General features: G+C 73.7%; 6 protein-coding genes. 1 reads left to right on the top strand and 5 read right to left on the bottom strand.

The genetic code is table 11. The features are described from left to right. Nucleotides 1–156 precede the first annotated feature (156 nt). Both ACN28A_RS22600 and nudC read right to left on the bottom strand, forming a co-directional pair. Nucleotides 157–633 carry a hypothetical protein gene (locus ACN28A_RS22600; protein WP_421397741.1) on the bottom strand — a complete coding sequence of 159 codons (477 nt, stop codon included), beginning with the start codon at nucleotides 631–633 and terminating at the stop codon, nucleotides 157–159. 72 nt (nucleotides 634–705) lie between these two features. Then, nucleotides 706–1,788 carry an NAD(+) diphosphatase gene (gene nudC / locus ACN28A_RS22595; protein ID WP_421397740.1) on the bottom strand — a complete coding sequence of 361 codons (1,083 nt, stop codon included), beginning with the start codon at nucleotides 1,786–1,788 and terminating at the stop codon, nucleotides 706–708. 82 nt (nucleotides 1,789–1,870) lie between these two features. Between nudC and ACN28A_RS22590 the strand changes: the two genes are divergently transcribed. Continuing rightward, nucleotides 1,871–4,882, top strand: a complete 3,012-nt coding sequence (locus ACN28A_RS22590) for a hypothetical protein (RefSeq protein WP_421397738.1) — start codon at nucleotides 1,871–1,873, stop codon at nucleotides 4,880–4,882. Between the two features lie 62 nt (nucleotides 4,883–4,944). On the opposite strand, the gene ACN28A_RS22585 is transcribed toward ACN28A_RS22590, so the two are convergent. From ACN28A_RS22585 to ACN28A_RS22575, 3 genes are all read right to left on the bottom strand, one after another. Continuing rightward, a complete protein-coding gene (locus ACN28A_RS22585; RefSeq protein WP_421397736.1) occupies nucleotides 4,945–7,293 on the bottom strand; it encodes a SulP family inorganic anion transporter in 2,349 nt (782 codons plus the stop codon). A 173-nt stretch (nucleotides 7,294–7,466) separates the two neighbouring features. After that, nucleotides 7,467–9,743, bottom strand: coding sequence for a UvrD-helicase domain-containing protein (locus ACN28A_RS22580; RefSeq protein ID WP_421397734.1), 2,277 nt, complete (start codon nucleotides 9,741–9,743; stop codon nucleotides 7,467–7,469). Continuing rightward, complete coding sequence (locus ACN28A_RS22575; protein ID WP_421404575.1) at nucleotides 9,743–12,949, bottom strand: Zn-binding domain-containing protein; 3,207 nt, start codon at nucleotides 12,947–12,949, stop codon at nucleotides 9,743–9,745. Before ACN28A_RS22575 ends, ACN28A_RS22580 begins: the two co-directional genes overlap by 1 nt. Between the last annotated feature and the right edge of the window lie 94 nt (nucleotides 12,950–13,043).

Raw genomic sequence — 13,043 nt, 5'->3', positions numbered from 1 at the left:
CATCATGCCCGCTCGCCCCGCCCGCCCGCCGTCCCCACGACGAGCTGCCCCGACCGGCGGGCCGCACGACGAGCAGGCTTCACGACCGTCGCGGTCACGCCGAGCAGGGGTCACGCCGAGCGGGCGTCCCGGCAGGCGGGCGTCACGAGTGTCCGGTCAGGCGGCGCACTCCTTGTCGATCTTCGTGCCGACCTTCACGAAGTCGCTCTGCAGGTACTTCACCGGGTCCTTGGACTTCGCGCCGGACTCGATGTCGGCGACGATCTCCTCGACCAGGGCCTTGACCTCCGGGTCGGTCGCCTTCACAGCCTCGGCCTCCAGCTGGTCGGCCAGGCCGGCGAGCGTGGTCTTGAGCTGCTTCGCCTGCTGCGCCACGCTCAACTGCTTCTCGATCGCCTTCACCGAATCGTCGGCGATCTTGACGCTGCCGTCCACGAAGATGTCGGTGACCGCCGCGCAGACCTCCCTGGTGTTCGGTGCGGCGGTCGGGCTCGGCGCGGCCGTACTCGGAGCGGCGGTCGGCGTACCGGCCGCCTCGGTGCCCGGCTTCTCCGGCTGGCAGCCGGTGCCGAGTACGGCGACGGTGGCCAGGGTGAGCGTCACGAGTCCGGTACGGACAAATCCAATAGTCATCTACAGGAACCCCCGTTGTCGGCGATCATCGGCGGGGAGCGTAGCAGGGCCAATCCATCCAGGTCGGCCCATTTAGTCGTCGCCCGCGTCCAGCCAGGCTTCCAGCAGCAACCGGTCGATCGAGTCCGGGTTGCCGAGCCGGCCGCGTGCCGCACGCCGCCGGCGCAGGTCCGCCCGGCTGAACCACCGGGTCTCCAGCAACTCCTCGCCGTCGACGGTGGTGGCCGCGTCGTGGGCGGTGGCCAGGAAGCCCACCATCAGGCCGGCCGGGAACGGCCACGGCTGGGAGGCGAAGTACCGCACCGCGTCGACGGCGACCCCGGCCTCCTCGGCCGTCTCCCGCCGGACCGCGTCCTCAAGGCTCTCCCCGACCTCCAGGAAGCCGGCAAGCAGCGCGAACGAGTCCTCGCCCGCACCGGCGTGCCGGGCCAGCAGGCAGCGGGCCGGCGGTCCGGGCAGCTCCACCAGCATGATCACCGCCGGGCTGATCCGCGGGAAGAGAAGCTCACCGCAGCCTCCGCACCGCCGGGCCGCGCCGCCGTCGACGGGTCGGGCCGGGCTGCCGCACGCCCCGCAGAACCGCTGGTTGCGGTGCCAGTGGCAGAGACCCCGGGCGTACCCGAGCAGCGCGGCCTCGGCCGGGTCGAGCCGCTGCACCAGCCGGCGTACGTCCACGGTCCGGTCCGCCCCGACCGTGCCGAGCGCATCGGCCTCGGCGAGCTCGCTGAGGTCCACCGCGAAGACCGGCCGGTCGCCGTCGAGCCCGAGGAAGACCGGCTCGTCGAGCCCGACCGGCAGCCGTCGCCGACCTCCGCCGGTCAGCCGGGGCACCGAGTCGCGCACGACCAGGCAGCGATCCCGCCACAGCGGCACCACCTCGGCCCGGTCGCTGTCGAACAACCGGCGCAGGCGCCCAGGGTCCCGGCGCAGCCCGGCCGCGCGGTCGAGCGCCCCGCCCGCGTACGCCGCGACGACGCCCCCGGCGAACCGTCCGGCGCCGGCGCCTACGGCGGTCTCGCCACCGAAGCGGCCGGCACCGGCGTCCTCGGCGGTCTCGCCAGCGGGCGGTGGGGGGCCCTGTCCCGGTGCTCGGCCATCCCGACCGCGTCCAGCGCCTCGGTCACCAACGGGCCGACCGGGTGGCACAGCAGTCATGATCAGCATCGTAGGCCCCGCCGGCCCGGCACCGGGGTTTCCGGGGGCGCAAATGGCTGGACAGCGGCAGCATCATGAATGCGTGACGGCGCGGCTCGCGGGCGGGGTGGTCGCCGGGACGGGCCAGCGGATCTGGACCCTCGACCCGGCGGGCCGGGCCGGCTGTCCCGGCCCGGACCCGGATCCCGGCAGCCCGGTCGCGCTCGGCCCGCGTTCCGCCGGCACGGACGCCGTCGAGCGGGCGGTCCGGGAACTCGCCCGGCTGGTCGCCGCCGGTGGCCCACTGGTCGCCGGGGCCGGCGTCGACCTCGGGTACGGCTTCCGGTCGGCCCGCACCGAGGGAGCCGCCGGAGATCGCCGGGACGCCGTACTCGCCGCCCTGATGGTGCCGGGGCTGGCCGGCCGGCTCGGCGACCGGCGGGCCGTACTCGTCGCGCTCTTCGGTCCGGACGCGACGAAGCCGCTCGGCGCCGCCGCGCAGGCGGTGATCGACGAGGGTCGCTGGCCGGCGCTGCGCCTCGCCGTCGCCGCCAGTGACGTACTCGGGCCGGAACAGCTGGTCCGGCTGCTCGAACTGCGCGCGCCGGAGGCGGTCGACCCGTTCCCGAACGGGTTGCCCTCGGTGCTGGGTGGGCAGTTGTCCCGGCTGCTCCGCGAGGTCCCCCGGCCACGCCGGGTGGCCCTGTTGACCGATCTCTGGCAGCAGGTCTGCGCGCACGGCTCGAACCGGCTGCGCCGCGAGCGGCTGCGCGCCTCGCAGGCGCGGCAGGAGCGCACCGCGGAGCTGACCGCCCGCTACCGGCGGTACGAGGACGACGAGCTGGCCGGACAGTTGCGCTGGGAGCTGGGGCCGGAGCCGACGGTGCTGCGGGCCGCCCGCTGGCAGCCGTCGGCCGGATACTGGCTGACGGCGGCGGAGCGGATGCTCCGGGACGCGCTGGCGGCGACGGTGCTGGCCCGGGTCGCGGTGCGCGCGGTCGACACCGGCCTCGACGCCGCCCTGGCGGCACACCGGCACGAGATCGAGGCGGCTCTCGTCGACTGGTCCCGGCCGGAGGCGTCGATGTCGGCCCGGCGGATCCCCGGCCTCGCCGGCCTGCCGGCCCGCCCCGGCTCGTACCTGCGGGACATCCTCGCCCGGAGCCGGCCCGGTGTGCCGCTGGACGCCGCCGGGGCCAGCCACGTCCGGCAGCGGTTGGCGCGGGCCGGTGACTACTGCCGGGTCACGCTGGCCGCAGCCGACCGACTCGTCAGCACGCTCGGCTGGCAGGACTCGGTGTCGCTGCGCGGACAACTCGCGGCCTGGGCTCGCGGATCGCTCGCCGACTGGCGTGACCGGGTCGGCTACCTGTCGCCGGACCGGGTCGACAACTGGGATCAGCAACCGTTCCTCGGCACCGCCGACCAGAACGCCCCGGCGAGCGCGGAACCGCCCCTTCCACCGCTGGCCGAACGGCTGCGGGCCGCCGCGGGGACGCCGGCGGCCGAGGTCGAGGCCATCGCCGACCTGCTCTGGTACGCCGAACTCGCCGACGCGCTCGCCCGGCTCAACGGCCACCGGCAGGCGGTACTCTCCGCACACCGGCACGCCGCGCCGGACGTCGACGCCGATCCGGCACCGCCGGACGAGCCACTGGTGCCCCGGCCGGAGTCGATCCCGCTCGCCGTGGCCGCCGCCGCGCAACTGGTAGACCTCGGCGCGACGGTCCCGCCCCGGTGCCGGAGCTGGCCGGACCTCGTCGCCGGGCTGGTCGGCGACGCCACCGTCGCCGCCGCGCTGACCGGTACCTTCGCGGTGCCGGCGCCGGTCGAGCGGTACGACGGTACGGTGCTGCCCGGCACCGACGCCCGGATCGAGGTGGCCCGGACGGCCCGACAGCTGGCGGACTGGTCGCAGTACATGGGCAACTGCATCGCCGGCCCGCACTACGCCGAGGACGCCACCCGGGGCCGCAGCGTCCTGATCGCCCTGCGCGGGCCGGACGGCCGGATCCTGGCCAACGCGGAGCTGCGGCCGAGCGCCCGCGGCTGGCGGCTGACGGAGATCAAGGCCCGGTTCAACGGGGACCCGGAGCCGGCACTCCTCCGCCGGACCGGTCAATGGCTGGCCACCCTCACCCCGCCCGAAGGCGCCGTCGCCCAGCCCCGCCGGTCGGTCGCGACCGACGAGAGCACCCTGGACCGGCCGGCCCGGGTCACCCGGCGCCGCCCCGCCGTGCGGGTACTGCGCGATCTCGGGCGCCCGCTCGACGAACTGGCGACGGCGACGCTCGCCGAGCCCGCGGCGGTACGGGCGGCCGAGGTGCTGGCGGTGCTGGCGACCCGGCTCGCCGGTGCGCCGGTCAGCCCGGCGGCGGATCCGCACGACGCGCTCACCGCGCTGCGCCGGGCCACCCCGGCCGGCGTCGCCCGAGCCTGCCGGCTCGTCCTGGCCGACCCGGGCGGGCCCGGCCTGGTCGCGCTCTGGGAGGCGAGCGGGGAGCGGCCACTTGCCCACGCGGTGCGGAACGGTTCGCTGGAGGGACTCGCCCCGCTGCTGGTCGACGCTCCCCTCCCCGGTGCACTCCGGCCGCTGGCCCGGCTCGGGCAGGTCGCCGTCGCCCGCACCGCGGACCTGGTCGCGCTGCGGGTGCGCGCCGCGCTGGGTGCGCTGCTCCGCCAGGACGCCGCCGAGCTGGCCGAAGCGGTACGGGCCCGACCGCACCTCGGACTGATCCGGGCCGCCGCGCTGACGGTGACCTCCTGGGGCGGCCTCCACACCGGGCCTCCCGACGACCGGCCGCGCAGCGCAGACGTCGCCGTCGTGGTGCCGCGCCGCCGGGTGCGGGTACCCGGCTTTCCGCAGTCGTCGCTGAAGGACGGGAGCTGGCAGTCCGGCTGGCCCGACGCGATCGAGCTGGGTGGCGTACCCGACGGGTTCTGGGACCGGATCGCCGCGCACGGCCTGCTGCTGCCGTCGTCGTGGCTGCCCGACGGCGGCTGGGTCTCCCTCTGGTCCCGGGCACAGAGTCGGCACCGCCGGCCGGCAGGCGGGTCCGGTCGCCCGGCACACGGCCCGCCGTCCGGAGTGGAACGGCGGTCATCCGGAGTGTAACGACGTCCGTCCGGGGTGGAGTGCGGTCGCGAGGATGGGGCGGACGAGGACCGGCGCCGCCGCTACGGGCGGACGAATCCGGCGCCGGTGCTCTCCAACTCCTGCTCCGGCGGCGAGGTGAACCGCTGCCGACGCTCGTCCAGGACCAGCAGCAGACCGGTCGGGATGTCGAAGAAGAGACCCTGCACCGACACCCGCCCCGGCTCCACGCCCCGGGCGGCGAGGAACTCCCGGAGCACCGCCACCTGACGGGCCACGTTCACCATCGCCAACTGGTCGACCTCGGCCCGCCCATCCTCGGCGGCGGCCACCCCGACCGCATCCCCGGCCCGCCACGCCGAAAGGCTCGGCCGCCCCCAGCGCAGCCACCGCCCGAGATGGCTCTCCTCCTCGGTGCGGCCACCGAGCAGCCCCTGCATGGCCCCGCAGCCCGAGTGCCCGCAGACCAGCAGCGCCGGCACCCGGAGCACCTCGACGGCGTACGAGACGGCCGCCGCCACCGAGGACTCCGCCGAGTGGTCGGCGGGTACCAGGTTGCCGACGTTGCGGACCGTGAAGAGGTCGCCCGGTCCGCTGCTGGTGATCACGTTGGGCAGGATCCGGGCGTCGGCACAGGTGAGGAAGAGACTGTGTGGGGCGTGCCGGCCGTCCAACTCGGTCAGGAAGGGCAGCAGCCGGGCCGCCGAGCGACGGTGGTATTCGCGTACTCCGACGTGCAGCGGCCGGAGCGCGGCGTGTGGTGCGCCGGACTGGTCGGACTGGTCGGTGTGGTTCGGCTCGCCGGCACCGTCCGGATGCCGGGCCTGCCAACTGGACCACGGTGAGAACCAGCGCGGCGGCACCAGGGCGTGGATCCGCCGGGACGGCCGGGGCTGGTCGCCGCGCAGGGCCGCCGGGCCGATCTCGTCGAGCCGCACCCGCCCGCCGGTGGTCTCGTGCTGGCGTACCCACCCGTCGAGGTGGTCGAAGGCCGCGTGGTCCAGGAAGTCGGTCACCAGTTCCAGGTCGACGGTGCTGCCCGGCGGGACCCGCCCGAGGACCATGGCCAGCCTCGGAACGGCCAGGAAGCTGAGCGTCCCCTCGACGTGTACAGACCAGTGCTCCCGACCGGCCGGACAGGCCCGTACCCGTTCGGCGTGCACCCTGGCCCAGACCACCCTGCGGAGGATCAGCACCACCGCCAGGGCGAGCCCGACGAGTACGCCCTGCAGCAGGTTCGTGACCACCACACCGAGGGCGGTGGCGACGTAGACGGCCAGTTCGCGGTGCCGGCGTACCCGCTTGATGTCCGAGATCTTCACCAGTTGCAGGCCCACCACGACGAGCAGACCGGCGAGTGCCGCCATCGGGATCCGCTCGACGAGCACCACAAGCAGTACCGCGAAGAGCAGCACCCAGAGCCCGTGCAGTACGGCCGAGCCCCTGGTTCGGGCCCCCGCGCCGACGTTCGTGGAGCTGCGCACGATGACGCCGGTGACCGGCAGCCCACCGAGCAGCCCGGAGACGCCGTTCGCCAGCCCCTGCCCGATCATCTCCCGGTCCAGGTTTGTCGGAGTCGTCGGGCGGTCGCCCCTGGCGGCCCGGTCGGCGGCCAGCCGGTCGACGGCGGTGGCCGAGAGCAGGCTCTCCACGCTGGCGATCACGGCGACGGTCAGCACCGCGGCGGCCACCGCCGGCCAGTCCCGGTCGGGCAGCGCCGGCAGGTGTACGGCGGCGAGCAGCGAGCCGGGCATCTCCACCCGGGCCAGGTCGACGTCGTTCCAGACCACGGCGGCGAGGGTGGTCAGGGTGACGGCGACGAGCGGGCCGGGGATCCGGCGGACCGGGCCGGGCAGCCGGGGCCAGAGGACCAGCAACCCGATCACGGTCAACCCGATCAGCGCGGCGTGGTCGTGCCGGGTCGCCAGCTGGGCGGGCAGGTCGAGCAGGTTGCGGATCGGCGTGCTGCCGGGCTCGCCGCCGAGCAGTACGTGCAGTTGGCCGAGCACGATCGTGACGCCGATGCCGGCCAGCATCCCGTGCACGATCGCCGGTGAGAGGGCGAGGGCGGTCCGGGCGACCCGGCACAGCCCGAACGCGACCTGCAGCAACCCCGCCGCCACGGTGATCGCGCAGGTGGCCGCCCAGCCGAACCGGCCGACCAGCTCGGCGACCACCACGGTCAGGCCGGCGGCCGGACCGGTGACCTGGAGTGCAGACCCGCCGAACAGCCCGGCGAGGATTCCGCCGACCACTGCCGCGATCAGGCCGGCGGCGACCGGGGCGTCGGAGGCGGCGGCGATGCCCAGCGACAGCGGCACGGCGACCAGGAAGACGACGAGCGAGGCCGGGAGGTCGTAGCGCAGGTCGCCACGGACCCACGAGCGGAACCGCTGCGCAACGTCGGCCGGGCGGGTCGGGGTGGGCGACATGCTGCCTCCTCCGGCTCCGCCGGCACGATGACGGCGAAGGCGTGATTGCCGGGCCGGCGCGGACCGGCGCGGGTCCGATTCCGGGCTCCGCTGATCGGGCTGTGGAGGGGTAACGTCGCTGTTCGGCGAAATTGTAGCGTTAGGTAGTGGTCAGCTCCTATATCGACGATTTATCACTTTTGTGGCTGCACCAAGCGGCTGGTGAGGAAGGGACTGGGCGCACCGTGCCAGAGGACGGCGAGCTCGTCGCGGGCCCGGGTGGCCGCGACGAACAGCAGCGACCGCTCGCGCTGCCGCTCCCGCTGGTATCGCCGGGGGTCGGTCTCCCGGTAGCGGCCGATCGCCTGCCGGGGCACCAATCCGTCGGCGACCCCGGCGATGATCACCCGCTGGTACTCCAGACCCTTGAACCGGTGCATCGTGCCGACATGCACACCGTCGGGACGCTTCGGCCCGTCCGGGCCGATCTCCACCGCCGGAATGCCGTCCGCCTCCAGCCGGGTCGCGACCTGGGCCGCGAGATCCCGGGTAGGTACGGCGATCGCCACCGACCCGTCCGTAAGACCTCCCCATGCGGCCAACTGCCCCACGATCAGCTCACGTTCCTGATGCCAGGACGTCGCGCCCCGGAAGATCGGTGGGCCGCCCCGGAGCAGTGAGCGGTACCCGGCCAGATCCTCCGCGCCGCCGTCCAGGTCGTCGTACGTCTCGCCGCTCATGATCTCGAGCGCGGCGGCGAGGATCTGCCGGGTGGTCCGGTAGCTCAGGGTCAGCCGGGCCGAGCGACCCCGGATGTTGATGCCCAGGCTGCCGAGCGTCACGTGGTTGTCGTAGATCCGCTGGTGGGTGTCGCCGGTCAGGAACAGGTCGTCCGGCCCGACGGCGACCATCGCGCGCAGCATCTTCCAGTGCGCGGCGCTGAGGTCCTGCGCCTCGTCCACCACGATGTGCCGGTACCGGTGCCGCAGAAATCCGCCCGAGTCCTCCGGCGGCAGGCCGGCACTCTGCTCGGCCCGGTCCATCTCCAGCCGGGCCGCCCGCTCGGCGACCTGCCGCCAGGTCCACCTGCCCTGGTCGTCGAGCCACTTGGTGAACCGCTCGGTGAGCTGCCAGATCTGGTCTCGCTCGGCACGGCTGAGCGAGCGACCTCGGCCGGGGCGCCGGGCGTTGAAGTAGTCGGTCCGGGACCGCAACACCTGCCCGAGGATCACCTGGGTCCACTCGGCGGCCAGGAACTCCGCCTCCCAGCGCGACTCACCGGTCTCCAGCAGGTACTGCTGCCACAGATCCGGCACCGAGTTGTCGTCCACGACCCGTTTGCCGACGCCCGCCTTCGCCTCGGCGACGACCCGACTCGCCAGCCGGTCGATGTTGACGATGTCCACCCGGGACACCAGCTCCTGACCGCCGAGGGCGATCAGCCGGGTTCGCAGGTCCGCCGCCAGGTTCCGGTTGAAGGTGGTCAGCAGAATCGGCTTGTCCACCCCGGGCGGCAGCTTCCGGACCAGGTGGGCGACCCGGTGCAGCGCCACGATCGTCTTGCCGGTGCCCGGTCCGCCGCCGACCCGGGTCGGCCCCTTGTAGTGCTTCTCGACCAGGCTGCGCTGGGTGGGGTGCAGGAAGATCTGCCAGCGGTCGAACGACTCGGCGAGCATCGCCTGCAACGCCTCGTCGTCGGAGAACACCTGGGTGGCCGGCCGTTCCACCGCCCGCCGGTAGTCGTCGGGGTCGACCACCTCACCGGCCCGTACCGGTTCGGTGACGTGGGTGCGCACGTACTCGTACGACCTGCCGTCGTGCAGTGACAGCAGTACGTCGTCGGTGAGCTGGGGAGCCCGTTCGGCCAGTTCCAGCAGCCCGGTCTCGGTGGTCAGGTCACGGATCTGCGGCAGCAGCGGTTCGGCGACCCCCAGCTCGACGAGTTGCGTGTCGGTGAACCGCCCGAACAGTGCCACCCGCTGCCCCGGCTCCACCGGTCCCGCCGGTCCCACCGGTCCCGCCGGTTCTGCCTGCTCTGCCGGCCCTGCCGCCGCTGCCTGCTCCGGCGGGCGCGGCGCGGGCACGGCCACCGACGAGTCGGGGGAGACGACCCGACCGACGATGCTGTCCCCCACCGGCTCCAGGTCGATCACCTCGATGCCGCCGGTCACCCGGTTGATCCGGTACGAGTAACGGTCCAGGTTCTCGTAGACGTCCTTGCGGTGCCGGACCGCGACCAGCAGGTAGTCCTGGTCGGCGATGTGCAGCAGCAGGGCCCGGTGGTCCTGGTTGATCCGCGCCGACCAGAGCCGCGAACTGCCGGAGAGCTGCTTCAACCGCAGCCCCGGGCTGGCCGGGTTGTGCCGGAACTTGTGCATGAACTCGTAGACCGCCCCGATCTCCGGCCGGGAGAGCCGCATGACCTCCTTGTCGGCCCGGTCCAGCATCCGCAACGTCGCGGCCTTGGCCATCACTGACGCCCTCCCCCATCTCTCGTCGCCAGCCGACCGGTCAACTCGTCGGCCGACCACTCCCGCGCGGTGCGGACCCACCAGCCCGCCTCGGCGTACGCGCCGTCGCGGTCGTGTACCTCGGGGTCGTCGTCGACGCCGGAGAGCACCACCGCGACCCGCTCCTCCGGCCAGGCGAGTTCGGCCTGCCAGCCCTGTTCGCCAAGCTCGTAGCCGACGACCGGCGCCGGCAGGTCGCGCCGGATGAGTGCCTGCACCAGCGCTTCCAGTCCGGACTCGTCCCGGTTGAGGTAGCGCAGCACCTCGGCCCAGGGCGAGTCGGCGTCGGCGACGTCGTCCGGCGGCGCCGCCTCGGGGGACAGCTCCAGCCAGCCGGCCGTCTCCGCGTCGACCGGCGCCGGCCGCTGGGCCAGCCGCAGACCGGTGCCCTCGGTGACAGCCATCGAGGCGGGATCGAACTCGTCCAGGGCGGTCCGGGCGAGCTGGGCACCGTCGCCGCCACCGTCGGTAAGGAACTGGATGACGTTCGACCAGGCCAGCCAGCCGGTCCAGCGCCGCCGGTGCTGCTCCCGCCCGGTGTCGGTGGCCGCGTTCACCGTCTCCGGCCGGTCGTCGACCACCGTCAGCGCCGACCAGACCCGTTCGGCACCCCGGCCGTCGACCACGATTGTCACCGGGCAGCCTGCGGCGTCGACCGACCGGACCAGGGTGATCCGGCCCGGCCGGGCCGGTGGCAGCGGCTCGCCGCGCAGTGAGGCCATGATCCGCTCCCCGATGCCGGCGGAGTCGGCCGTGCTGGGCTTCTCCGTCGCCTGGACGAGCAGGCCGGCCAGCGCGGCCTCGGCGCGACGCCGCCACCGTCGCGGGTCGGGCTCGGCCAGGAAGCGCAGCAGCAGCTCGACCGGGTTGGTCCAGACGTACCGCTCCAGGTCGGCGGGGTCGGCATCCGGTACGGACTGCCGGTACAGGTCACGGGCACGCTGCTTGGCCAGCCCGCCGTACGGCTCCCAGCCCGCCTCCGCCCCGTGCGTCCCGCCCCGCCAGCCGTCCACGTCGTCCCAGGTGATCCCGAAGACGTGGAAGTCGTGTGCGCGCAGCCGGTTGCGCTTCTCGGCGTCGTCGGCGAGCCGGTTGTACTGCGGCGACGCGTGGTATTTGAACCCGTCCAGATAGACCGCTATCTCCGGCGAGGCCGCGTCAAGCCGGCGGAAGTGCACGTCCGGCCGGGTGCCCCGGATGGTGTTCTGCAACTTCATCTGCCAGTGCGTGACGTCCACCCCGTTCGGGGCGCTGAACCGCAGGTCGGCGATCCGGGCACCGTCGTGGTCGGTGCGCCGCTCGATGCGTACCCCCGAGCCCGGCTCGTCGGCCCAGGCCAGCAGCTTGTTCAGGAAGCGCATCTCCAGCTCGCTCTCCACCTGGTGGATGAGCGATATCTCGTCGGTGCTGCGGGTGCCCGACCGCACCGCCCAGGTGTCCAGCAACCGGCTCAGCATGCCCAGCGCCTCGTCCCGGCTCATCAGGTTGAACTCGCTGTCCCGGGCGTACCGGAGCAGACACCGGTGGCAGGCGGCCCGCCCCTCGTGCCGGCAGACACAGTTGCCGATGATCTGTCGCGCCCGGCCGAGGATCTGCCGGAACTGCTCCGGGTCGGCGAGCCGGTGCAGGTAACCGGTGCCCTGTGGCTGGGTGTCGTAGACGACCACGTAGTTGCGGGTCGCTCCGCTCTGCGTGTCGGGCATGGTGCCCTGGAGTACCCGCAGATGGGCCGGATCCCCGCCGTACTCGGCGGCGATGCCGAGTCGCACGGCGGCGGCGAACGAGACGACCCGCTCCTCCACCAGGGCGGTCACCGCCGGGATCAGGATGCGCAGCGCCTCGGTCCGCAGCTCGTGCGCCAGGATCAGGGCTACGTGGTTGGCCGTCCCCGGCGACCGGCGGTGCGGGCACCAGGGCCGGTGGTGTTCGGCCTCCTTCGCCACCGCCGAGCCGGCGAGGTGCGCGGCGACCTCCTGGCTCACCGTCGGCTGCCCGTCCACTGTCGTGCCGCCGCAGGAGTCGCAGGTGTGGAACGGGTTGACCCGGACCTCGTCCCCACCGAAGTACTCGCTGGCCCGGTCGTAGCGCTGGGCGCCCAGGTTGTAGTGCCGGATGACCGCCTGCCGGGTGTAGTCGACCCCGAAGGTGTCGCCGGTGTGCTGCCAGGACGAGTCGATCTGCCCGGAGTCGACGTCGACGGTGATGGGTGTGACGTAGAAGCGACGGTCGCGGTCGTCGCTGTCGTCCCGGATCCGCGCGTCGTCCCGGCGGTCCCGGGTGAGCACCCGGGTCGGTTGCAGCACGTTGAAGAGGCGGCTCTGGTCGGCCAGGCCCTCGTCGCCACAGCGCGGACAGGGGCTGGTGTCCTCCTGGGCCAGGTGGGTACGCGCGTAGCCGCACCGGGCGCAGATCCGCCACTGTTCGTAGGCCGGCCGGTTCGCCGGACCGAGGTCCAGACCGGAGATCTCGTGCTTGTAGCCGCGCACGTAGTAGGTGTTGCCGGGGGCGATCTCGACCAGGGCCTGCCGGGCCGGGCGATCGTACTCGCGCAGCTCGGTGTGGAACCGCCGGCTGCCGTCCGGCATCTTCTCTTCCCAGGTGAGGGTGGCGTCCAGCAGCGTCCGGTTGTCGATCAGCGCGTAGTTCGGCAGCAGGCCGAACTCGACAAGCGTGCCGTGTGCGGCGGCTCCGGCGATCCGGTGCAGCAGCTTGCGCACCTCCCGGGCCTCCGACCTGAGCATCTTCAGCTCGCGGGCGTGGTCGGGGTCGCTGGCCACAAGCGTTCCGGCGACGGCGTCGATGCCGGCCAGCCGCCGTTGCAGGTCGCCCCGCCGGTCCTCCCAGGCCGCGTCGGCCCGCTTCACCCGGTCGGTCAGGCCGGCGTCGGCGAAGTGCCGGAGCTGGTCGGCGGCGACGTCCGAGACCTTGTCGCCGAAGAGTCGGAGGAATCCCTCCACCAGCCGGGCACCGTCGTGCTGCCCGGCCTCGGCCAGCGTGGCCAGCCAGCCGGTGGCGCCGAAGAGCAGGTGCGCGCGCCGGGGCAACGGCAGTACGCCGGGCAGCCGCCCCCGGGCGGCCAGGTCGATCAGGTGCGCAAGGTATTGCCGGCGCAGGATCTCCACCGCGGAGAGGAAGCAGCCGGGCGGGACGATCTGGCCGGCGATCATGTTGCGCGGCTCGGTGAGGTAGTAGCGGTCGCGGTCGGAGCGCCCGACCAGGGTCAGCACCAGGGCGTTGCCACTCTTCCGGCCCGCCCGGCCG

This window comes from Plantactinospora sp. WMMB782 (genome assembly GCF_049179135.1).
Taxonomy (GTDB): Bacteria; Actinomycetota; Actinomycetes; order Mycobacteriales; family Micromonosporaceae; genus Plantactinospora.
The sequence above is the reverse complement of the archived record's forward strand: the minus strand, read 5'-3'. Positions and strand labels throughout refer to the sequence as shown.

What these genes read in the sequence shown, in the direction of transcription:
- ACN28A_RS22600 (WP_421397741.1), bottom strand. Translation starts at nt 633, where the DNA reads ATGACTATTGGATTTGTCCGTACCGGACTCGTGACGCTCACCCTGGCC.
- nudC (WP_421397740.1), bottom strand. Translation starts at nt 1,788, where the DNA reads ATGACTGCTGTGCCACCCGGTCGGCCCGTTGGTGACCGAGGCGCTGGA.
- ACN28A_RS22585 (WP_421397736.1), bottom strand. Translation starts at nt 7,293, where the DNA reads ATGTCGCCCACCCCGACCCGCCCGGCCGACGTTGCGCAGCGGTTCCGC.
- ACN28A_RS22580 (WP_421397734.1), bottom strand. Translation starts at nt 9,743, where the DNA reads ATGGCCAAGGCCGCGACGTTGCGGATGCTGGACCGGGCCGACAAGGAG.
- ACN28A_RS22575 (WP_421404575.1), bottom strand. Translation starts at nt 12,949, where the DNA reads ATGATCGCCGGCCAGATCGTCCCGCCCGGCTGCTTCCTCTCCGCGGTG.